Below are 22579 nucleotides of genomic sequence, written 5' to 3' on the forward strand. Positions count from 1 at the left end.
GGGCGGCGCATCTCGGGCAGCTCGGTACCGCCGGTGCCCATCGCGGACGCGCCGATGCCGTGGGCGATACCGGGCGCGGGTCCGGTGGTGACCACGTCGCGCGGTACGACGAGGACGGCGCGGACGCCTCCGTAGGCGGACTGCCGCAGAGAGACCTGGAGGTTGTACATCTGGCAGAGCCGGCCGACGACCGCCATGCCGAGCCGGGGGCTCTCACCGAGGTCGTTCAGATCGATACCGGCCTGCGCCTGCGCGAGCATCCGCTCGGCCCGGGCCCGCGCCTCCTCGCTGAGGCTGACGCCGCCGTCCTCGATCTCGATCGCGATACCGGTCTGCACCTCGACGGCGGTCACATGGACGCGCGTCTGCGGGGGCGAGTAGCGGGTGGCGTTGTCGAGGAGTTCGGCGCACGCGTGGATCAGCGGCTCGACGGCCGTACCGACGATCGCGACCTTGGCGATCGAGTGCAGATCGACCCGCTGGTACTCCAGGATCCGGGACATCGCCCCGCGCAGCACGCTGAACAGCGGTACGGGCCTGGGCCATTGGCGTCCGGGGCGGGCCTTGCCGAGTACGGCGACACTGTCGGCGAGCCGCCCGATGAGGGCGGTACCGTGGTCGATGCGCAGCAGGTCGTCGAAGACCTCGGGGTTACGGCCGTGGTGCTCCTCCATCTCGCGCAGTTCGCTGGCCTGTTGGTGCACGAGCGACTGGACGCGCCGGGCGATGTTGACGAAGGAGCGCTGCGCGGACTCGCGCATGGCCTCCTCGTCGTCGACGATGTCGAGGATCGCGCGGAGCAACGCGCGCTGCGAGTCGGGGAGTTCGCGGTAGCGGTCGTCACCGTCGACGATGACGTGCATGACCTCCTGGGGCGAGTTCCCCCGGCGGAGCTGGTGGATGGCGAGCGGCATCAGTTCCTTGCCGAGCCGGACACTCTGGTTGTCGTGCTCGGCGATGCGCCGTTCCAGGAAGGCGACTTGCTGCCCGTGCCGCACCTGGAGCGCGCGCGTCGCCTCCCCCCGGCGGGCGATCTCCACGGCCGCCCAGGTGACGAGGACGGTGGCGACCGCGCCGTACGCCGCGACCGGGATCCGTGCGGCGTCGGCGACGAGGACCACGACGACGGCCGTCGCTGTCACCATCAGGGCCGCGGAGAGCAGAAGCGCGCGAACGGTGGGTGACGCTTGGTCATTCATGGGTGCTTCAACACGAACCATGTAAGGCCTCTGGCGGTCGATTCAGGGTCGGGGATACTCGAAACTATTGCGGCACATGGGAACAAGCGCCTGATTCCGTATCAACTCGGTGCGCACCGCGAGAGCTTAGTGCGGGCGATACCGCCCAACGGCATATTCACCAACCTCGTGCGCGGGCGGGCCCGGCGGGCATAGACTCGCGCGTTTTGCACGGAGCGCTTCTTGGACGGCACAGAAAGTGACGACACCAGTTCGAATTGCGGCGCCTTGTACCCCTGGCGACCGCGGCCGGTCCACCCGGGCGGATTCGCCCCGTCGGCCGTATCCGCCGCACGCCGACACGCCGGGGCGAGCGGCGGAGGGGCCGGACGGGGATACGTCCGGTCGGCTCACGCGGCCGCGCGCGGGGCAGCCGCCGTTCCTACGGTGACCGAATGATCATCAGATTGTTCCCGCGCCCCGTGTTCGCCCGCACCGTGGCTCTGACCACCGGACTGGCCGGCCTGCTGGCCCTGCTCCCGGCGGCGGTGTCCGTACCGACCGCCACGGCCTCCACCGGCGGCGGGCTGTCGCGGGCCGACCCCTCACTGCTGTACCGGCCCGGCACCCACGTACGCGCGACGTCGGGCGCGCCCGCGCCTCCCAAAGAGGTCTCGGCCCTCTCCTGGGTCGTCGCCGACGCGCGTACGGGCGCGGTGCTCGCCGCCCACAACGCGCACCGCGCGCTGCCGCCCGCCAGCACGCTCAAGACCCTGTTCGCCGTCACCGCGCTGCCCCGGATCCCCTCGGGCACCCGGCACAGGGTGACCCGGGCGGATCTGGCGGGCGTCGGCGCCGGCAGCAGCCTGGTGGGTATCACCCCCGGGCAGACGTACGACGTGGCCGACCTGTGGCGGGGTGTCTTCCTCAGCTCGGGCAACGACGCGGTGCGGGTCCTCGCCGGGATGAACGGCGGCTGGAAATCGACGATCAGGCAAATGCAGGCGAAGGCACGGGAGTTGGGGGCCCGTGACACCCGTGTGGTCTCACCGGACGGCTACGACGAGCCGGGGCAGGTGTCGTCGGCGTACGACCTCGCGGTGTTCGGCCGCGCAGGGCTGAAGATGCCGGCGTTCGCGAAGTACTGCGCGACCGTCGACGCCCGGTTCCCCGGCGACCGCGGCTCGGCCTTCGGCATCAGGAACACCAACAAACTGCTGACGGGCGCCGATGGCGTACGGCGCTACCGGGGGCTCATCGGCGTCAAGAACGGCTACACCACGAACGCGGGGAACACACTGATCGCGGCGGCCCGGCGGGGGGACCGCACGCTGCTGGCGACGGTGATGAATCCGCAGTCCGGGGCCTCTCACGCGGTGTACGAGGAGGCCCGGACCCTGCTGAACTGGGGCTTCGAGGCCGCGCCGGCCGTGACCCCCGTGGGTTCGCTGGAGGCGCCCCGGCCGCCGAGTCCGCCGCGCCGGGCGGCCGAGACGGAGAAGCGGGGACCGGTGGCGCGGGCGCGGCACGCGGAACCGGAACCGGAGACGGTCGCGGCCACGGCTTCGGCCGGCCCTCGGGTGGCGCGGGCCGAGGCGGCGGGCCGGCCGGCCGCGCCGTCCGGGTACGTCTGGCCGATCGTGTTCATCGGAGCCGCATGCCTCGCCGCGCTGGCGCTGTTCGTCGTACGGCGCGCCACGAGGCGACACCGGGACCCGGCGGAGCCGTGACCGACCCCACCGCCATGGGCGCGGGACGTCACCGTGCGGAGGGTCCGGGCCTACGGCCACGACGCCGGCCGTGAGCTCCGCCTCACCGACGACGGGGCGGAGCCGCCGTGCGGGGCCGGTATCGCCCCCGCGCGGATGACCGGCACCGGCCCGCGTCGCGGCGGTGCTCAGTCCTGGCCGTGGCCCGCGCCGCCGCCCGCCGTTCGGGTGCCCTCCAGAGCCAGCCGGGCCCGCTCCGCCAGTCCGTCGGCGCCGCATGCCTCGGCGAGCACCCGGCCACGGCCGAGGTCCGGCGCCGAGCGCGCGGCGATGCCGTACTCGACACGCGCGACCGCCAGCTCGTACGTGCAGGGTGACGCTTCGAGATGGGTGACGGCCTCGGCCAGCAGCTCGACGGCGGCGGGTCCTTCGGTCAGCGCGGCCGACGTGCACAGCGCGACGCCGATCGCGGTGTGCGTGCCGAAGCGCTCGGCACGGTCACGGGCGTACGCGGCGAGTTCGGCCGCGCGGGCCGGGTTGACGTCGGCGAGTGCCCGCGCGAGATCGCACGCCCAGGGCGCCATCACCCCGTTGTGTCTGCCACGCGCCGTCAACGCCCGCCCCGTGCTTTCGAGTTCGGCGATCGCCTCCTCCGTGCGCCCGAGGGCGAGCAGCAGCCGTCCGCGTACGGACCGGGCGTCGGGGATGGCGATGGAGGAGGCGTACGGCGGTGCGAAGGCGTAGCGCTCGGCCGCTTCGCGCGCCTCTTCGACATGGCCCCGGGCGAGCAGGGTGTCGACGAGCATGCAGATGGCGTTCCAGTGCATCGGCAGCCGGTCGCCGACCCGGTCGGCCAGGCGCAGGCTCTCGCGCAGATACGTCTCCGCGTCGGCGAGGTGACCGCGTCTGCGGTGGGCGTAGCCGACGAGCGTATGGGCGAAGGCGAGATGGCCGCCGCTCCAGCCGGAGATCTCGAAGGCCCGCATGCCTTCGTCGAACAGCTTCTCCGCGCGGTCGAGTTGGTCGGCGAACGCGAAGGACAGCGCGAGCAGGGCGGGTGGTTCGAAGCCCCAGGCCGTGCCGGTCCAGCCGGTGCCGGGGGCGAGCGCGCCGTCGACCAGAGCGCGTTCGCCGATCTGGACGATCTCCTGGGCGCTCTCGCCGCGTGCCGTGGCGTCGAAGGCGCGCAGCATGAGCAGGACGCGTTCGGTGTTGTCGCGTCCGCTGAGGGCCGCCGCCGTCCCGGTGAGGCGCTGGGAGCGTTCCCTGCCGTCGTCCTCGGCGTCCTGGACTCCCTCCCACAGGAAGTGCGCGGTCCTCAGGCGCATCTGGGCGGGCCCGGGTGCGGTGCGGGCGGCTTCGGCGGCGACGACCTGGGCGGCTTCCCGGGTCTGGTCGTTGTGTGTCAGGGCCTGGGAGAGCCGGAAGACCGCGTCGACGCGCAGCGCGTCGTCGAGGAGCCGGGTGTCGATCGCCGCGCGCAGATGGCCGACGGTGGTGGCGGGTGACGACAGGAGGGTGGCGCAGCCCAGTTCGTACAGGACCTCGGCCCGTATCCGGGGCAACGGCGGTTCCTTCAGGGCGCGTTCGAGGCAGCGACGGGCGGCCTGGGGCGCGCCGACGGCGAGGTGTTCGGCGGCTGCCTCGCGCAACTGCCCGACCAGTTCGGCGTCGTTGTCCGGGTGGACTTCGAGGAGGTGCCGGGCGGCGAGGGCGGCGCCCCGGCCGCTGCGGGTGACGAGCCAGGCGGCCCGGCCGTGGAGGGCGGTCCTGGTGGCCGCCGGGATGGCGCGGTAGACGGCGGTGGCGATGAGGGGATGGACGAATTCGAGCGGGTCGGTGCCGACGAGGATGCGGGCCAGCCGGAGCCGTTCGGCGCAGTCGGCTGCCTCCGCGGGCCCCATTCCGGCCAGGGAGACGACGAGTTCGGGGGAGATGTCGGTGCCGAGAATCGCGGCGGCCCAGGCGAAGCGGGTCGTGGTGGTGCCCAGCTCCTCCAGTCTGGCGACGAGGCCCGTGCCGCGTGTCGCGGCGCCGAGGGCGCTGAGGGCGTCGGCGGAGCCGCCGACGGGGTCCAGGGACTGGTCGCGTGCCTTGGCGAGCAGTTCGACGGTTTCGTAGGCGTTGCCGCCGGTGACTTCCCACACCTCGCGGCAGAATCGTTCGTCGGCGTGCTCCCCGAGGCTGGCGCGGGCGAGTCTGGCGGTGGCTTCCGAGGTGAGCGCCTTCAGGGTGACGAGCAGTCTGGCGCTCTCGCCCAGGGCCCGCAGGAGGTGGGCGCATTCGCCGATCGCGTCCTCGACGCGGTACGCGACGACGACCAGGATCGGCGGGCCGCCCGTACGCCGGGCGAAGGACGCCAGCCAGGCGAGGGATTCGAGGTCGGACCAGTGCGCGTCGTCGACGATCAGGACGAGCGGGGGCAGTGCTCCGGCGAGGGTGCGGAAGAGGGTTTCGAGGCCGTCCCTGACGCCCTGGGGATCGGCGTGCCGCTCGCCGGGCGGCGCGACGCCGAGGGCGGGGCCGACGATGTCGTGACCGTCGCCGAGCAGTTCGCGCACCTCGTGGGGCGCACGGCCCGTCAGGGCGGGCTGCAGCAGTTGCCGTACGACGTGGAACGGTACGGAGGTGACGGTCTCGCCGCCCCGCGCCGACCACACCGTGCAGCGGCCGGCCGCCATGCGCCGGACCTCGGAGAGCAGCGCGGTCTTGCCGAGTCCGGCGGCGCCCCGGTAGACGAGGAGTCCGCCGGAGGGTGTCGCTCCGAAGAGTCCGTCGACGGCGTGCGCGGCCGCGGCGATCTCCGGTTCGCGTTCGAGGAGTTGGGGGCCGACCGAGTGCTCCGACGGGGGCACCATCAGCCTCCTTGAGATGAACGGGCGTGCAGGTCAGGTCCCGACCCTAGTCCGCTCGTCGTGCGGACGGGCAGGGATCAGCGCGGTTCCGAACGTTTTCGGCCGATCCTGATCGATCGTATGCGTGTGTCGATCGTCTGCCGGTGTCGGCGGTCCCCCGGCCGAAGTCAGCGACGTCTGGCCGGGGCGGTCGAGCCGCCGCGGAGCGACGCGAGGACCAGCCTGCCGTAGCGGGTGGTGAGCGCGGCGGCCGTCACGGCGACCGACAGGCCGAGGGCGACCAGGAGATGGGGGACGGATTCGTCGCCGAGGACCTGCAGGACGCTCAGCGCCGTGCCGAGCGGGAGTCCGAGGACGGTGAGGAGGCCCAGCGCGCCGCTGATCTGCTGGCTCTCCAGGGTCTGGACCAGCCGGCTGTAGTCGGCGGCCTCGGCGAGGATCTCGGCGAACCGCTCGGGGAGCCGGTGCTGGTGCTGGAAGGCACGCAGCAGTCCGTTGGCGGGACCGTGGGCGGTGAGGTGCTGGCGCCAGTAGGTGCTGCGGAACCGGGCGATGTTCTTCTCCAGCGCCGTCACCCGGCGGGTGAGGCGTTCGGAGTCGAAGACCTCGGAGAGTTCCTCGGTGAGTTCGTCGATGTGGTCGCGCTGGAGGGAACCGAGGAGCAGCGCGTCGAGGTAGACGGTGCGGGCGTGCAGGGCGCCGAAGTCGTAGAAGTCGCCCTCGCCGCTGTCGGCCCGGTGTCCGAGGAACGCGGCGCCGTGGCGGAGCACCAGGGCGCTCCAGTCGGCGGATATCCGCACGGTGGAGGCGTCGTGGTGCGGCGCGCTCTCGGGCGCCACGGGGAAGTCGCCCGGGGCGGAGCGGGAGGCGAGCTGCCACAGCCAGCGGCCGGCCGAGGGCGGCAGCGTCGCTTCGGGGTCCGTACGCAGCGCCGGTGTGTGGTGGGCCTCGGGGGTCAGGAAAGCGACGGTGTAGGGGCGGGCGAGGGCGAACGTGCCTGCCCCGTCGCGTACTTCGGCGACTCCGTCCAGAAGGGCGGTGGGGTCGAGCGGGCCGCTGAGGGGTTCGGGTCCGGCGGTGGGGCGGTGCCCGATGGCCCGCAGGACGGGGAGGAGCGGTCCGTCGACGGTGAAGTGCAGTACGGCGAGGGCGTGTCGGGGGTCGCGGAGGGTGGCGGTGCGCAGGATCTCCAGGCCGGTGAGGTGCAGGCCGTCGTGGGTGACCGCGAGGGCCCGGTGCCAGCGGCAGGGGCGCTCCGGTGTCCCGTAGAGGACGCGGGCGGAGGCCGGGGCGAAGTAGCCGGACCGGGTGGCGGTGTCGGTGCGGCGGCTGCCCTGTACGAAGGGGTACGGGCCCTGGGCCCAGCCGGAGCGGGCGTCGGGTGTGCGGTGCAGCCGGACCGGGAGGACGACGGTGAGTGTCTGGCGTGCGCCGGTGACGGTCTCCAGGGTGGGGCCGGGGTCGGTCATCGCTGCCGCCGCCCCGGCTCGTGCCGCCGCTCCACGGTCCTCCTCGGGTCTCCCTGTGTCGTACGAGGTCTCCCTTGTACGGCCCTGCGCCCCGTACCGGACGGACCGTGGCAGGTCCCGCGGGGTCATCAGGAGGTTACCGCGCGGCAGTTGGAGCGGCGCGGGCCCGTGTCACGGCGTCACGGCTGATACGGCGGTGCCACTCCCCAGCCCCAGCGCGGGACCGGTGCGCGGGGTACCGGGGTCGCGTCCGGGCGGGAGTTCTCCATGGCGATTCGGGTGCCCCATTCGAGGTAGCTCATGAAGGCGGCGCGGAATTCGGGGTCGGCCGGGAGGCCGACGTCGTCCGCCGCGTCGGTGAGGAGGTCCACCCAGCGCCGGCGCTGTCGCGGGGTGATGGCCTTTCCGATGTGGTGGGCGAGCATGTTCTCGTAACCGCCGCGGTGGGCCGTGTATTCGGCGGGGCCGCCGAATACCTCGCCGACCCAGAGGGCGACGCGGTGCGGATGGTCCGCGCTCATACCGGCGAACATCGGTGCGAGTAATTCGTCCGCGGCGACCTTTTCGTAGAAGCGGCTGAACAGTCGATCGAAAGCCTCGCCGCCGCCGGCCCATTCATAAAGGGTCGGGGGCTGTGGCGTGCCGGCGCCGATTCCGACGACATCGGTCGGGGTGTAGTGCCGCATCTCTTCGATCGCGTCGACGTAGGGACGGATTTCGGTGAAGAAGGCGCGGAACTCCTCGCTGGCCCGGAAGTCCTTCAGATGCTTGTCGAGCGACTCCCAGCGGATCCTGAGGATGTAGTGGCCGGGCTCCTCGACACAGCGCGAGAGCTCGAAGTCGTGGCAGACGGGCGACCTGCCCAGCGCACCGGCCGCACGGGCGTAGGCGGCCTCGAATTCGGCCGCGCGGTTCTCGGGAATGAGGTAGCGAATGTATTCGAGGATCATGTGTCCCCACCTCCGGCAGCGAGAATACACAGAACTTTCCGGGCCCCGGGGTACCCGCTTTTCGGTGCGTATCCGCTGTGTCGTCGGCGCCGGCCGGGCCGGAGCAGCGAGCAGAATGGCCCCCTCCGCTTTTCCCCGGCCGGTCGGCCGATGCCGGACATCATGGAGAGGACACTGTCGCGGCGACTGCGTGAACTGGAACAATGCGGCATTGTCGCGCGTACGGCGGCGAGTTCCGCTCCGCCGGGCGCCGAGTACGCGCTCACGTCCGAGGGGGGGGCTCCCCGGCACCGGCACTGGCGGCGACGCGGACGTGGAACAGGGAGCGGGCCGCGGCGGGCCGGTGCGCGATCCGGTCGGCGCGGACATCAGGGGCGGCGATCCCGAGCACCCGGTGACAAACAGTACCGAAGGCGTCGAACCGGGCGGTGACCGTGCGGAAGGCGGCCATTTCCCCCGCGTCCGGCGCAACGCCGTTATGCGTTTATGTTGCCTTCTCCTGGAAGCCGCGCTGTTTCCCCGGAAATACCGTGACGAGGCAATCCGGGCGGACGGCGGCGCACTTTCGGGCCGCCTCCTCCTTCGGTGAATCTGCACACCGAATACGCAGGTGGCCACGGTTCACCGCCTGGTCCGTACCTGCGACGCCCCATCCGCATGGACTTTGGTGCGGGAATGTCCACTTCGGGGTGGTCGATCACGTGAAGAAGATGCCACCAAGTCATGGACGGCCGGGCACTTCGGCGTACTCCAACGCCACGGTCCGGCCCGGGTGTTCGGGCTTCGAGTGGCTACCCGGCAGGCCAGCGTGCTTTGATCCTTCGCACCGCGGGAAGTCACCCGGCGCCATTCGGTGGATTTCCGAATCCTGATACTCGGAAATCCGCTGGAGCGCCCCGACGACCCGCATGCGACGGCCGGTTCGCCAGTACGGCGAGGCCGGTCGTGGCCATTGTGAATAGCCATGCGAAGGGAATCTCACATCATGAACCGCTCTCCCCAGGTTGAGACCCAGGAAATCTCCGACAGCGACCTCGACAACGTGTCGGGCGGTCTCGTCGGAGGCCTCGTCGGCACCGTCACGGGCACCGTCGACTCCGTCGTCCCCGTCTCCGCCACGGTCGGCGGCGTCGTCGGCACCGTCGAGGGTGCCACCGGCATCAACACGTCGGGCGTGACCGGTCTCGCCACCGGCGTGGTCTCCAGCCTCTGAGTTGAGACTCCAGCTCAGCCGCGTCGGCCGTGTGCCCGGGTTCCGGGTCACGGCCGGCGCGGCGCTGGTCGTGGGAGAACAGGACGTGGGACGTGGGAGACGGCCGTGCGCCGTCCGGCGGAGCGCCGTCCGGCCGTGCGCGCCGGAGCCACCGGGCCACAAGAGCCAGCAGGGAAGAGTGTCGTGCAGTTCCGTCAACAGGCCCTGTCCAAGCTCCAGTCGCCCGAGGAGATCGATCTGCCGGTGCGGCTCGCCCGGCCCCAGGGCTGTCTCGTGCTGGCCGTCACCGTGGTCGCCATGATCGCCGCGGCCGTCTGGGCAGTGACGGGCACCGTGTCGTCCACCCTCGGCGCCCCCGGCGTCCTCACGTACGCGCAGGGCAGTTACGTCCTCCAGAGCCCCGTGGCCGGCCAGGTCACCGAGGTGCTCGCCGAGGAGGGCGAGCGGGTGCCCGCCGACTCCCCCCTCGTCAAGGTCCGTACCGCCGAGGGAGACACCGTGGTCCGCACCCTCGCGGCCGGCCGGCTGACGACCCTGGTGACCGCGGTCGGCTCCGTGATCACCACGGGTGCCGATGTCGCGGCCGTGGAACGGATCGGGAAGACCGGCGACCCGCTGAGCGTGATGCTCTACGCACCCGCCGAGAGCGGCGCGACCGTCCCCGTCGGCGCCTCCGTGGACGTCACCGTCCAGTCGGTGCCCAAGCAGCGCTACGGCGTACTGCGCGGGAAGGTGGAATCCGTCGGCCGCGTCGCCGAGAGCAGCCGGCGCATCACCGGGTTCCTCGGCAGCACACAGCTCGGCGAGCAGTTCTCGCGCGAAGGGCCACCCGTCGCCGTGCTGGTGCGGCTCGACGAGTCGTCGGCCACCAAGTCCGGCTACACCTGGTCGTCCCCGGACGGGCCGCCGTACGCCGTCGAATCCATGACCCTGGCCACCGGTTCCGTACGGCTGGCCGAACAGCACCCGATCGATTGGCTGCTCCCGTGAGCCCGCGCCGGCACCAGCTTCCCGCGGCCCCCCGGAAGCAGCAGCGACTGCCGCCCGCCGGGCGGCGCGGGCACCGGCCCGACGAGACACCCGGCGACACCTCGGGCACCGGCCACGGCGGCGGACGGCGCCGGGCCGCCAAACGCGGCCGGTCCGCCCCGAGGCCCCCCGCGCCCAGGACCGTCCGCACCCCCACCGTCCTCCAGATGGAGGCCCTGGAGTGCGGGGCGGCCTCCCTCGCCATGGTGCTCGCCCACTACGGCCGCCACGTCCCCCTGGAGGAGTTGCGCATCGCGTGCGGTGTCTCCCGCGACGGCTCGCGCGCCTCCAACGTCCTGAAAGCGGCGCGCGGTTACGGCCTCCAGGCCAAAGGCATGCAGATGGAGACCGAGGCACTCGCCGATGTGCGGGCGCCCGCGATCCTGTTCTGGGAGTTCAACCACTACGTCGTGTACGACGGCATGGGCCGCCGGCCGGCCGGCCGGGGCGTGCACATCAACGACCCCGACAAGGGCCGTCGTTTCGTGCCGATCGAGGACTTCGACACCAGCTTCACGGGTGTGGTCCTCGTCTTCGAGCCCACCGCCGACTTCCGCCCGGGCGGACGCAAGCCCGGTGTCATGAGCGCCATGCCCGCGCGGATGCGCGGCACGGCCGCCACCCTGCTGGCCGCGCTGCTCGCCAGTCTGCTGCTGGTGGCGGTGGGCGCGGCGGTGCCCGCGCTCAGCCGCACGTACATCGACATGTTCCTGATCGGCGGTCAGACATCGTTGCTGGGACCGCTGTTCGCGTCGATGGCCGTCATGCTGGTGCTGACAGCCGTACTGACCGGGCTCCAGCAGGCGAACCTGCTGCGCGGGCGCATCATCTCCTCCACCCTCAGCGGCGCCCGGTTCATGCGGCATCTGCTGCGGCTGCCGGTCACCTTCTTCGCCCAGCGCAGCCCGGCCGACCTCGTCCAGCGGCTCCAGTCCAACGACGCGGTGGCCGAGACACTCGCGCGGGACCTGGCGGCGGCCGGGGTGGACGGCGTCGTGGTGATCCTCTACGCCGCCCTGCTGTGGTCCTACGACCCCCAACTGACCGTCGTCGGCGTACTGATGGCGCTGCTCAACGTGATCGCGATGCGGATCGTGATCCATCTGCGCTCCACCGGTACCCGGAAACTGCGGGCGGACAGCGCGCGGCTGACCAACACCTCGTACACCGGCCTCCAGTTGATCGAGACGATGAAGGCGACCGGCGGCGAGAACGGGTACTTCCGCCGGTGGGCCGGGCAGCACGCGACGACGCTGGAGGAGCAGCAGAAGCTCGGTGTGCCCAGTGCGGCACTGGCCGTGGTCGCGCCCACGCTCGCCACGCTCAACAGCGCCCTCATTCTGTGGATCGGCGGGCTGCGGGCGGTGGAGGGGGCCATCTCGATCGGTCTGCTCGTGGCGTTCCAGGCGCTGGTGGTGCGGTTCACCGCGCCGATCACCCGGCTGAACGGGGTGGCGGGCCGGATCCAGGACTTCGCCGCGGACGTGGCCCGGCTGAAGGACGTCGAGAGTTTCCCCGTCGACCCGCTCTACTCACGGCAGCGGCCGGAGAGCAGCACCCGCCGGCTGACGGGCCATGTGGAGCTGGAGAGCGTCGTGTTCGGCTACAGCCCGCTGGACGCGCCGCTGCTGAACGGCTTCTGCCTGACGGTGGGGCCCGGGCAGCAGGTCGCGCTCGTCGGTGGCTCCGGGAGTGGCAAGTCCACCGTCTCCAGGCTGATCTCGGGTCTCTACAGCCCGTGGGAGGGGACGATCCGCATCGACGGGCAGCGCCTGGAGGACATCTCCCGAAGCGCGCTCGCCTCCTCGGTGTCCTTCGTCGACCAGGACGTCTTCCTCTTCGAGGGCACGGTCCGGGACAACGTCGCTCTGTGGGACCCGTCGATATCCGACGACGCCGTCGTCACCGCTCTCAGGGACGCCGCGCTGTACGACGAGGTGATCGCGCGCCGCCCCGAGGGGATCCACGGCCGGGTCGAGCAGGACGGCCGCAACTTCTCCGGCGGTCAGCGTCAACGGCTGGAGATCGCCCGCGCGTTGGTCAGGCGGCCGAGCATCCTGGTCCTCGACGAGGTGACGAGCGCGCTGGACGCGGAGACGGAGCGTCTGATCATCGACAACCTGCGGCGTCGCGGCTGCGCGTGCGTGGTGATCGCCCACCGGCTGAGCACGGTGCGCGACAGCGACGAGATCGTGGTGCTCGACCACGGCGCGGTCGTGGAGCGCGGCAGGCACGAGGACCTGGTCGCCGCCGCTGGTCCGTACGCCCAACTGGTCAAGGAGTACTGACGTGGCCTCCACGCAGCCGCCGCCGGCCGGCCCCGGGACGGCGGGCGGTGCGCCGACCGGCGGGACGGCGTCCGGGCCGGTGCCCGGCACGGACCCGGTCGTCCACGCCCTCGGCGCGCTCGGTACCCCGGTCGACTGCGCGGGTCTGCGCAACGTGCCGCTGGAGGGCCCGCACGTGCTGTGGCTCGTCGTCGGCGGCGTGCTCGACCTGTTCGCCGTCGACGCGGCGCAGCACGGCCAGTGGCACTTCCTCGGCCGCCTCGAAGCGGGAACGCTGCTCCTCGGCCCGGTCGAGGGCCCCCGGCACACGTTGCTGAGCAGGCCCTCGCAGGACTGCGCGCTGCGGCGGATCGCGCTGCGGGAGCTGCACGCCGACGCGTACCCGGATCCGTACTCGCCGCAGTACGGCAACACGTACGGCGTCCCGTACACCGGCGCGTACGCCGACCCTCACGCCGGTCCGTACGGCACCGCCCACTCCCCGCCGCCCTCTCCCCCGGTCCCGACTCCCCTGGAGCACGCCTTCGCCCTAGGCGCCGCCCGCGGGCTCGGCGCGCTCTTCCAGACCCCGCTCGACGCCCGCCCGCACACCGACGGCGCCGTGTCCGACGACGACGTGCTGTGGATGCCGGTGTCCCCCGGCAGCGTGCGGTACGGCGCCTCCTACAGCTCGGACGCCGCGGGCGACCTGCTGGTCGACGGGGCGATGTGGCAGCGGATGGTCAACCAGCAGCACCGGCTGCTGTCGGCCGTGGACCACTGGATCGAGCGGCAGGAGCGCGCCCACGAGGACCGCACCGCCGCCGGTATCAAGGCCGGGGAGGCCGTCAGGGCGCGGGCCGACGAGGCGCTGGTGGCGTCCATCGGACGGCCCGGAACAGGGACCGCCGCAACGGGCCGCGCGGGGGCCGCGGCCGGCGCAGTGAGCGACGACGCCGCCCGCGACGCGACGTTGGCGGTCTGCCACCTGGTCGCGGCGGCCTCCGGAATCACCCTCAGCGACCACCCCCGGGGCGCGGGCACCCCGCTCGACGACCGTGTCGACGCGGTCGAACGGATCGCGATCGCCTCCCGCGTCCGTACCCGCGCCGTCCGGCTCGACGCCCGTTGGTGGCGGACCGACTCCGGGCCGCTGGTCGGTCACCGGGCCAAGTCCGGCGCACCGGTCGCGCTGCTGTGGCGGCGCGGCCGTTACGAGGCGGTCAACCCGGCCACCGGGGCGCGGCTGCGCGTGGGCGAGCGGAACGCCGACGACTTCGAGCCGCGCGCCGTGATGTTCTACCGTCCGCTGCCCCAAGAGCCCCTGACGCCCTGGCGGTTGCTGCGGTTCGGGCTGCGCGGCAACCGGAGCGATCTGCGCGCTCTCCTGCTCACCACCCTCGTCACCGTGGGGCTCGGAGCGCTGGTGCCGATCGCCACGGGGCGGGTGCTCGGCGAGTACGTACCGAGCGCGCAGACCGGTCTGATCACGCAGGTGTCACTCGCCGTCATGATCACCGGTATCGTGTCGGCCTCCTTCATGCTGATGCAGAGCCTCACCATCCTGCGGATGGAGGGCCGTATCGAGAGCACGCTCCAACCCGCCGTGTGGGACCGGCTGTTGCGGCTGCCGACGACGTTCTTCGCCGGGCGTTCCACCGGTGAACTGGCGAGCGCCGCGATGGGCGTCAGCGGCATCCGCCGGGTGCTGTCGGGCATCGGGCCGGTCATCGTGCAGTCGGCCGCGGTCGGCGCGATGAGCCTCGTCCTGCTGTTCGCGCACAGCGTCCCGCTCGCGCTGGCGGCGATCGGGATGCTCGCCGTCATCGCGGCCGTCTTCCTCGGCATGGGGCTGTGGCAGCTGCGCTGGCAACGGCAGTTGGTCGCACTGGGCAACAAGCTCAACAACCAGGCGTTCCAGACCCTGCGCGGGCTCCCGAAGCTCCGGGTCGCCGCGGCCGAGGGCTTCGCGTACGCGGCGTGGGCGCGCGGTTTCGCGCGTTCGCGTGAACTCCAGCAGCGGGCGGGCCGGATCAAGAACCTGACGACGGTGCTGGACGCGGTCTATCTGCCGTTCTGCTCCCTCGCGATGTTCATGCTGCTGGCCGGACCGGCGCGCGGCACGATGTCGGCGGGCGAGTTCCTGACGTTCAACACCGCCGTGACCATGCTGCTGACGTCCGTCACCCAACTGACGGGCGCACTCGTGTCGGTCGCCGCCGCGCTGCCGATGTTCGAGCAGATCAAGCCGGTGCTGGACGCGGCGCCCGAGGTCGGCGACACCGGGTCCCAGCCCGGCGTGCTGACCGGTGAGATCGAGGCCCGCGAGCTCTCCTTCCGCTACACCGACGACGGCCCGCTGGTGCTGGACGACGTGTCGCTGCGGATGGAGCCGGGCGAGTTCGTCGCGGTCGTCGGTCCGAGCGGCTGCGGCAAGTCGACCCTGCTGCGGCTGCTGATCGGCTTCGACCGGCCGGTCACGGGAAGCGTGCTGTACGACGGCCAGGATCTGGCCGCTCTCGACCGCGCGGCCGTACGGCGCCAGTGCGGTGTCGTCCTGCAGAACGCGCAGCCGCTCACCGGCTCGATCTGGGACTGCGTCTGCGGCGCCGAGACGTTCTCGCAGGAGGAGGTGTGGGAGGCCGTCGAGATGGCGGGACTCGCGCAGGACATCAAGCGGATGCCGATGGGTCTGCACACCATGATCGCGGGCGGCGGCGCCATCTCCGGCGGCCAGCGTCAGCGGCTGATGATCGCCCAGGCACTGGTCAGGCGCCCGCGCCTGCTCTTCCTGGACGAGGCGACCAGCGCGCTGGACAACGAGACCCAGCGCATCGTGATCGAGAGCACGCGCAAGCTGAACGCGGGCCGGCTGGTCATCGCCCACCGGCTGTCCACGGTCCTCGACGCGGACCGGGTGCTGGTCATGGACGCGGGCCGGATCGTCGAACAGGGCCCGCCGGCCGCCCTGTTGGCGGACCCGGGCGGCAGGCTGCACGAGCTGGTACGCCGTCAGCTCGCGTGAGCCGCCCGCGCCGGGCGGCTGTTGACACCTCCGCACCGCCGCGCGAGAGTCGCGGCGATGGAGATCAACTGGCTGACGCCGGCCGAACGGCGCGTGTGGCGGGCGTTCCCGACGGGCGAGGTCGTGGACTTCCGCACCGAAGGCGACCGGGACCCGGCCCTCGGCGCGGGGTGGGGTCCGGAGCGCCGTGTGCGGGCCGAGGTGGTGCGCGCCGTACTGCTCGACGGGCCGCGCCGGGACGGCGAGATACCCGCGCTGCGGCTGGCGGGGGCCCGGATCACGGGCGAGCTGAACCTGCGCTACGCGACGGCCGACTGCGCGATCCTGCTCGGCGACTGCTTCTTCGACGAGGTGCCCAATCTGTACGGCACGCAGTTCAGGCAGCTCAATCTCGGTGGTTCCGCGCTGCCCGGCCTGACCGCGTCGGCGGTGCGGGTCGACGGTGTGCTCAGGCTGACCGGCTGCCGCGTCCGGGGACCCGTCCGGCTCGCGGCGGCACGCGTCTCCGGGGCCCTGTTCCTCGACGGGGCCGAGATCACCGCTGCCCCGGACCCGGCCCCCGCCGGCGGTCCCGACGATCTCGACGCCCCGGACGGGGCCCCGGACGGCGCTGCCGGGCCGGAGGCGCTGCTCCAGCTCAATCACGCCACGGTCGGCGACGATCTCTGGGCGCCGGGCCTGCGGGTGGAGGGGCAGATGCGGCTCGGCGGCGCCTCGGTCACCGGGCTGGTCGGCCTGGACGACGCCGTCCTGACCGCGCCGGGCCGTACGGCTCTCGACGCACAGACGCTGGCGGTGGGGACGGACCTGCGCGCGGCGCGGCTGCGCGTACGGGGGCGGATCGATCTGCGCGGAGCGCGGATACCCGGTCAACTCAACCTCACCGAGGCGCGGTTGTCGCAGCCGGGCGGAGTGGCGCTGCGAGCGAGCAGCTGCGTCGTCGGCGAACTGTGGCTGCGCGCCGCGGCCCCGGTCGAGGGCTCGGTCAATCTGCGGCGCTCCCAGCTGGAGTTGCTGCACGTGGCGCCGGAGGTCTGGCCCGAGAGGGTCCATCTCGACGGGCTGACCTATGGGACGCTCGCCCCGCACGAGAGCGCCGAGCGGCGGCTGGCCGTGCTCGAACGGGACGTCGACGGCTATGTGCCGTACGCCTACGAGCAGTTGACCGCCTCGTACCGCAGGATCGGCGACGACGCGGCGGCCCGTACCGTACAGCTCGCGAAGCAGCGTCGGCAGCGCCGGGGGCTGGCCTGGTACGCCCGGCTGTGGGGGCATGTCCAGGACCTCACCGTCGGCTACGGTTTCCGGCCCATGCGCGCCGTGACCTGGATGCTGTCACTGCTGGCGGTGGCCTCGGCCGCGTACGCCGTGCGCCGACCACGCCCGTTGAAGGCCGACGAGTCCCCCGACTTCAACCCGGTCTTCTACAGCCTCGATCTGCTGCTGCCGATCATCGACTTCGGCCAGGAGCGGGCTTTCACACCCGAGGGCGGCTGGCATCAGGGGCTGTCGTACGTCCTGATCATCACCGGGTGGATCCTGGCCACGACGGTCATCGCGGGTGTGACACGCGCGGTCAGCCGGCAGTGATCGCCGACGGGTGTGCTCCGGAGGCCGGGAACTGTTGAAGATCATTGCACCATCGGCGCATACTCCAAGCTCGGAGCGGGCCGGGACCGGAAGAGGGCGGCGAAGTTGACGGAGGCAGTGGCCGGCGGGGCAGCGGCTGACCGCGCGGGGTCCAACTGGGCCGGGAACATCGTCTTCTCGGCCGACCGGGTGCACCGGCCGGACACGCTCGACGCGCTGCGCGCGATCGTCTCGGGCAGCCCCCGCGTACGGGCGCTGGGCAGCGGGCACTCGTTCAACCGCATCGCGGACACCGACGGCGCACTGGTCTCGCTCGCCGGGCTGCCCCGGACGGTCGACATCGACACGGCGGCCGGTACGGTCCGGGTCGGGGGCGGCGTACGGTACGCGGAACTCACCCGGCAGGTGCACGCCCAGGGTCTCGCCCTGCACAACATGGCGTCCCTGCCGCACATCTCGGTGGCCGGGTCGGTCGCCACCGGTACGCACGGATCCGGTGACACGGCCGGATCGCTCGCCACGGCCGTACGCGCCGTGGAAATGATCACCGCGGACGGTGACTCGCTGACGCTGGACCGCGAGAAGGACGGCGGGCGCTTCGCCGGTTGTGTGGTCGCGCTCGGCGCTCTCGGCGTGGTCACGTCGCTCACCCTGGACCTGGTACCGGCCTTCGGGATGCGGCAGTTCGTCCGTACCGGGCTGCCGCTCGCCGTGCTGGAGGAGCACTTCGACGCGATCACGTCGGCGGCGTACAGCGTCAGTCTGTTCACCGACTGGCGGGCCCCGTGCTTCGGCCAGGTGTGGCTCAAGCGGCTCGCCGACCCGGCCGCGGACTCCCCGGAGCCGGACTTCCCGTGGGCGGCCCGGGCGACCGAGGCCATGCACCCGGTGCCCGGCATGCCCGCGACGCACTGCACCGAGCAGCACGGGGTGCCGGGACCGTGGCACGCCCGGCTGCCGCATTTCCGCGCCGAGTTCACCCCCAGCAACGGCTCCGAGCTCCAGTCGGAGTATCTGGTGCCGCGCCGTCACGCCGTCGCGGCGCTGCGGGCGGTGGCCGCGCTGGGGACGGTGATGGCGCCGGTGCTCCAGGTCTGTGAGGTCCGTACGGTGGCGGCCGACGGACTGTGGCTGAGCCCGGCCGAGGGGCGGGAGACGGTCGCGCTGCACTTCACCTGGATCAAGGACACCGCCTCCGTGGTGCCGGTGATCAGGCGGCTGGAGGCGGCGCTGGAGGGGCTCGACGCACGGCCGCACTGGGGCAAGGTGTTCACGACGGCGCCCGCGGAACTGCGGGGCCGTTACGCGCACATGGCGGACTTCCTGGCGCTGCGCGGCTCCCTGGATCCGGCGGGCAAGTTCATGAACAACTTTCTGCGCCGGCTGCTGTCCGAGGACTGATCACGGCCTGCCGCCGCCTGGCCCTTTACGTTCGTTCCTGGCCGTTCCTGGCCGGAAGGTCATCGGCAGACGGCCGGAACGACGCCAATTTGCCAACACCGTTGCGCAATCCCTCGCCGAAGGCATCGACCGGTGGTATCTACAACATGGCCGCCACTCACCCCCCGCACCTCCCTCCACGCGCGGACGCACCACCGGACGCACCACGCGCACCCCCCATTCCCCGGCGGCCCAAAGGGAAGGCCCCGCCTTGCGAAGAAACGCCTCACGCCGTGCGCAAGCTCTCCTCAGTCTCCTGGTGTTCGCCATGACGGCGGCCCTGATGACGCTCACCCAGAGCGCCGCGACCGCCGCTCCGGCCACGCCCAGGGCTCCTGCCGCCCCCGCCGAGTCCAACGGCGGAGTCCGGATCATGCCCCTCGGCGACTCGATCACCCACGGTTTCAACGTCCCCGGCGGCTACCGCATCAACCTCTGGCAGCACCTCGCCGGCGGCGGTTACACGGTCGACTTCGTCGGCTCGCAGTTCAACGGCCCGCCGGAGCTGGGCGACCACGACCACCAGGGCCACTCGGGCTGGCGCATCGACCAGCTCCGTTCGAACATCGACGGCTGGCTCGCCGCCAGTGACCCCCGCACGATCATGCTCCAGATCGGCACGAACGACGTGAACCAGAACTACGACCTGGCGAACGCCCCGGCCCGGCTCTCCGACCTCATCGACCGCATCCTCCAACAGAAGCCGCGCATCGAGCTGTTCGTGGCGACGATCACCCCGGAGTCGAGCCCCGATCTGGAGGCCCGGGTCAAGACGTTCAACGCGGCGCTGCCCGGCATCGTCGACAGCAAGGGCCCACGCGTCCATCTGGTTGACATGTACAAGGCATTGACGGTCGCCGACCTCGCCGACGGCGTCCACCCCAACGCCGCGGGCTACGCCAAGATGGCGACCGTCTGGTACAACGCACTGCGCTCGGTGCCCGCCTCTCTCGTACCGCTCGACGCGTCCGGCCGGGGCGCGCTCGTCAACGCGGGATCCGGCCGCTGCCTCGACGTCGAGGGCGCCGTGACGACCGCGGGCGCGCGGACGATCGTCCACGACTGCCACCGCGGGACCAACCAGCAGTGGGCCCGTACGGCCTCCGGCGAACTGCGCGTGTACGGGGACCGCTGCCTGGACGCGCGCGGCGCCGCCACGGCCGACGGCACGCCCGTCATCATCTGGGACTGCCGCGGCACGGCCAACCAGCAGTGGCGCGTCAACCCCGACGGCTCCGTCGTCGGCGTCGCCTCCGGCAAGTGCCTGACACCGGCGGCGGGCGGTACGGCGAACGGTACGAGGCTGGAGCTGCGCACCTGCACGGGTGACGCCGGCCAGCGCTGGACCATGACCGCGTAATCGGCGGCGGCACGCCGGGCGCGCCGGATCCGGCCGCCCGGCGATGTCGTACCCGCGTGGAATCATGTCGCTCGACCGGATGTGGTGGACCACGAGAGGCGTCATGGACGACGGGGCAGGGGCCGGGCGCACGCCCGTACAGGTGCCGGTTCCGGTGCCGTTGGGCGGCGGCGCCCGTGCCGTACTCGACCGCGCCGACCGCCTCCTCGCCGCCGCGCGCCGGGTCGCCGGCGACCACGCGGACGTGACGAACGGCGTCCTGAAGGCCATCACCCCGCTGCGCGACGCGCTGGTCCGCCGGGAGTTGGAGGGCGTCCCCCTCTCGCGGCTCGCGGATGTGACCGAGGGCCGGCTCCGGCTCGGAGCGCTCGAACAGGCCGGGTACACGAACGTACGGAAGGTGCTCGACTCGTCGGTGTACGAGCTCTGCCACGTCCCTGGCATCGGCACGCGGAGCGCCGGACAGGCGATCGCCGCCGCGCGGGGGCTCGCGGACGCGATGGCGGAACACGTCGTCGTCCGCCTGGACGCGGACGACGCCGACGACGCCGACCCCCATTCGACGGCGCTGGTCGTCGCGTTGAACCGGATGGTGAACGCCGGTCCCGACATCCCCCGTGCGGTCGCCGCAGCGGAACGGATCGACGCCGAACTCACCCCGCTGCTGCCACCGGCCCGCCCGGCCGGCGACCGGCTGCGCATGCTGCTCACCGGCAAGCGCCGCAGACACCAGGCCCAGCGGGCCGTCCAGTCGGTCGACACGTTCCTCTCCGACGCCGCAGCCGACGAGGTCCCGCTCCTCCTCGCACAGGCGGCCACGGATCTGCTGCGGCCCGTCGCCGAGGCGGACGAGGCGTGGCTGGACTTCCAGGTACGTCCCGCGGACTATCTGGTCCTGCTCGCCGAACTCTCGGAGCCGTCCCCGCACCTGGACGCGGCCGAGGGCTTCCTGCCCGGCGACATCTCCGAACGCGTCCGCGCGCAGCGGCTGGACGACACCCACCGGCGGGTGTCGCTGCGCGGTTATCAGGCGTTCGGAGCCCGGTTCGCGCTGGCCCAGCGCCGGGTGCTCCTGGGCGACGAGATGGGGCTGGGCAAGACCATCCAGGCCATCGCCGCCCTCGCGCACCTCAAGGCGGAGGGGCGGACGCACTTCCTGGTGGTGTGCCCGGCCAGCGTGGTCATCAACTGGATCCGGGAGATCGAGTCCCGCAGCACCCTGCGCGCGTACCGGGTGCACGGCCAGGACCGCGGCGTGGCCCTGGCGCAGTGGACACGGCACGGGGACGTCGCGGTCACCACGTACGACGTGCTCGGCTCCCTCGCCGTCGACGACGGTACGGCGCTCGGCATGCTCGTCGTGGACGAGGCGCACTACGTCAAGAATCCCGAGACCCGCCGCTCGCGGACCGTCAAGAGCTGGGCGGCGCGCACGGATCACGTCCTGTTCATGACCGGGACCCCCATGGAGAACAGGGTCGGCGAGTTCCGCAGCCTGGTGGGCCATCTCCAGCCGGCGCTCGTCCCCGGCATCGGGTACCACGACGCGACCATCGGCTCCGAGAGCTTCCGCAAGGCCGTCGCGCCCGCGTATCTGCGCCGTAACCAGCAGGACGTGCTCACCGAGCTGCCCGAGCTGCAACAGGTGGACGAGTGGGAGGAGTTCAGCCCGGCCGCGCGCGCCGCCTACCGGCAGGCCGTGGAGGCGGGGAACTTCATGGCGATGCGCCGTGCCGCGTACGCCGACCCCGCCACGTCGGCCAAGCTGCGGCGGCTGCGTGAACTGGTCGCCGAAGCGGCGTCGAACGGTCTGAAGGTCGTCGTCTTCTCCTTCTTCCGCGATGTGCTGGCGGCGGCGGAGGAGGCACTCGGCACGAGGCCCGGCTCCGGGCCCGTGACCGGCCCGGGACCCGCCCCCGGCTCCCCCGCCGTCTTCGGCCCGCTCACCGGCCGGCTGCCGGCGGCCCGGCGGCAGGAGCTGGTGGACGGCTTCGCCGGCGCGTCCGGGCACGCGGTCCTGCTCAGCCAGATCCAGTCGGGCGGCACCGGTCTCAACCTGCAGGCCGCGTCCGTGGTCATCCTGTGCGAGCCGCAGGTCAAGCCCACGCTGGAGACCCAGGCCGTCGCGCGTGCCCACCGCATGGGGCAGCTCCGCCATGTGCGGGTCCACCGGCTGCTGACGGCGGACAGTGTCGACCAGCGCATGCTCCAGCTGCTCGGTACGAAGAAGCGTCTGTTCGACGCGTACGCGCGCCACAGCGAGGTCGCCGAGTCCATGCCCGAGGCGGTCGACCTCTCGGAGCAGTCGCTGGCGCGGCTGATCGTCGCGGAGGAGCAGGAGCGCATGGCGCTCGTCCCGCGCCCCGCTTCGCCCGCGGTCTGACGGACCGTCGTCCGGCCGGGGCACGCGCGTACTTGTTACCTGTGCGAAAACCGTTGACAACCTCCGGGCACGATTGCACCCTGTGAATCGCAAAAAAGTAAGCAAGTGACT

15 protein-coding genes are annotated in these 22579 nt (G+C 72.2%); 11 read left to right on the forward strand and 4 right to left on the reverse strand.

The genetic code is table 11. The annotated features are described in order from the left end of the window. Positions 1-1220: ATP-binding protein (locus GXP76_RS14655; protein WP_242571939.1), on the reverse strand; the 1220-nt coding region annotated here is incomplete at its 3' end. Positions 1221-1633: 413 nt separating this feature from the next. On the opposite strand from GXP76_RS14655, the gene GXP76_RS14660 reads away from it, so the two are divergent. Beyond that, positions 1634-2908 carry a D-alanyl-D-alanine carboxypeptidase family protein gene (locus GXP76_RS14660; protein WP_242571940.1) on the forward strand — a complete coding sequence of 425 codons (1275 nt, stop codon included), beginning with the start codon at positions 1634-1636 and terminating at the stop codon, positions 2906-2908. A 167-nt stretch (positions 2909-3075) separates the two neighbouring features. On the opposite strand, the gene GXP76_RS14665 is transcribed toward GXP76_RS14660, so the two are convergent. The 3 genes from GXP76_RS14665 to GXP76_RS14675 form a co-directional block, all read right to left on the reverse strand. Further along, positions 3076-5745, reverse strand: a complete 2670-nt coding sequence (locus tag GXP76_RS14665; RefSeq protein ID WP_242571941.1) for an AAA family ATPase — start codon at positions 5743-5745, stop codon at positions 3076-3078. Positions 5746-5909: 164 nt separating this feature from the next. After that, a complete protein-coding gene (locus GXP76_RS14670) occupies positions 5910-7211 on the reverse strand; it encodes a hypothetical protein (RefSeq protein WP_242571942.1) in 1302 nt (433 codons plus the stop codon). 179 nt (positions 7212-7390) lie between these two features. Then, positions 7391-8161 (reverse strand): antibiotic biosynthesis monooxygenase, encoded by a 771-nt coding sequence (locus GXP76_RS14675; protein WP_242571943.1) that lies wholly within the window; start codon positions 8159-8161, stop codon positions 7391-7393. Here GXP76_RS14675 and GXP76_RS36035 point away from each other — a divergent pair, their 5' ends adjacent. The 10 genes from GXP76_RS36035 to GXP76_RS14725 all read left to right on the forward strand — a co-directional run bounded on the left by GXP76_RS36035 (position 8162) and on the right by GXP76_RS14725 (position 22468). Next, complete coding sequence (locus tag GXP76_RS36035) at positions 8162-8593, forward strand: winged helix-turn-helix transcriptional regulator (RefSeq protein WP_374361052.1); 432 nt, start codon at positions 8162-8164, stop codon at positions 8591-8593. Beyond that, positions 8475-8750, forward strand: coding sequence for a hypothetical protein (locus tag GXP76_RS14680; RefSeq protein ID WP_242571944.1), 276 nt, complete (start codon positions 8475-8477; stop codon positions 8748-8750). Before GXP76_RS36035 ends, GXP76_RS14680 begins: the two co-directional genes overlap by 119 nt. A gap of 396 nt (positions 8751-9146) precedes the next feature. Then, the gene (locus GXP76_RS14685) at positions 9147-9374 is read left to right on the forward strand and encodes a type A2 lantipeptide (protein ID WP_242571945.1); all 228 of its coding nucleotides are present in this window, start codon (positions 9147-9149) and stop codon (positions 9372-9374) included. 183 nt (positions 9375-9557) lie between these two features. After that, on the forward strand, positions 9558-10364 hold the full coding sequence (locus GXP76_RS14690; RefSeq protein WP_242571946.1) for an HlyD family efflux transporter periplasmic adaptor subunit: 807 nt from the start codon (positions 9558-9560) through the stop codon (positions 10362-10364). After that, on the forward strand, positions 10361-12691 hold the full coding sequence (locus tag GXP76_RS14695) for an NHLP family bacteriocin export ABC transporter peptidase/permease/ATPase subunit (protein WP_308354132.1): 2331 nt from the start codon (positions 10361-10363) through the stop codon (positions 12689-12691). The genes GXP76_RS14690 and GXP76_RS14695 overlap by 4 nt, the downstream gene beginning before the upstream one ends. 1 nt (position 12692) lies before the next feature. Further along, positions 12693-15695, forward strand: coding sequence for an NHLP bacteriocin export ABC transporter permease/ATPase subunit (locus tag GXP76_RS14700; protein WP_374361057.1), 3003 nt, complete (start codon positions 12693-12695; stop codon positions 15693-15695). Between the two features lie 57 nt (positions 15696-15752). Beyond that, positions 15753-17285, forward strand: coding sequence for a membrane-associated oxidoreductase (locus GXP76_RS14705; protein ID WP_242571947.1), 1533 nt, complete (start codon positions 15753-15755; stop codon positions 17283-17285). A gap of 105 nt (positions 17286-17390) precedes the next feature. Continuing rightward, the gene (locus tag GXP76_RS14710; RefSeq protein WP_242571948.1) at positions 17391-18686 is read left to right on the forward strand and encodes a D-arabinono-1,4-lactone oxidase; all 1296 of its coding nucleotides are present in this window, start codon (positions 17391-17393) and stop codon (positions 18684-18686) included. 307 nt (positions 18687-18993) lie between these two features. Next, a complete protein-coding gene (locus GXP76_RS35860; protein WP_308354133.1) occupies positions 18994-20085 on the forward strand; it encodes a ricin-type beta-trefoil lectin domain protein in 1092 nt (363 codons plus the stop codon). A 103-nt stretch (positions 20086-20188) separates the two neighbouring features. Beyond that, entirely contained in the window at positions 20189-22468 is a 2280-nt protein-coding gene (locus GXP76_RS14725) for a DEAD/DEAH box helicase (RefSeq protein ID WP_242571960.1), read from the forward strand. Positions 22469-22579: the final 111 nt, after the last annotated feature.

The sequence above is a fragment of the Streptomyces sp. NP-1717 genome, assembly GCF_022695985.1.
Lineage (GTDB): Bacteria > Actinomycetota > Actinomycetes > Streptomycetales > Streptomycetaceae > Streptomyces.

Bases quoted from the DNA above. Each gene is read 5' to 3' on its own strand.
- GXP76_RS14660 (WP_242571940.1), top strand. From the start codon at position 1,634: ATGATCATCAGATTGTTCCCGCGCCCCGTGTTCGCCCGCACCGTGGCT.
- GXP76_RS14665 (WP_242571941.1), bottom strand. From the start codon at position 5,745: ATGGTGCCCCCGTCGGAGCACTCGGTCGGCCCCCAACTCCTCGAACGC.
- GXP76_RS14670 (WP_242571942.1), bottom strand. From the start codon at position 7,211: ATGACCGACCCCGGCCCCACCCTGGAGACCGTCACCGGCGCACGCCAG.
- GXP76_RS14675 (WP_242571943.1), bottom strand. From the start codon at position 8,161: ATGATCCTCGAATACATTCGCTACCTCATTCCCGAGAACCGCGCGGCC.
- GXP76_RS14685 (WP_242571945.1), top strand. From the start codon at position 9,147: ATGAACCGCTCTCCCCAGGTTGAGACCCAGGAAATCTCCGACAGCGAC.
- GXP76_RS14705 (WP_242571947.1), top strand. From the start codon at position 15,753: ATGGAGATCAACTGGCTGACGCCGGCCGAACGGCGCGTGTGGCGGGCG.
- GXP76_RS35860 (WP_308354133.1), top strand. From the start codon at position 18,994: ATGACGGCGGCCCTGATGACGCTCACCCAGAGCGCCGCGACCGCCGCT.
- GXP76_RS14725 (WP_242571960.1), top strand. From the start codon at position 20,189: ATGGACGACGGGGCAGGGGCCGGGCGCACGCCCGTACAGGTGCCGGTT.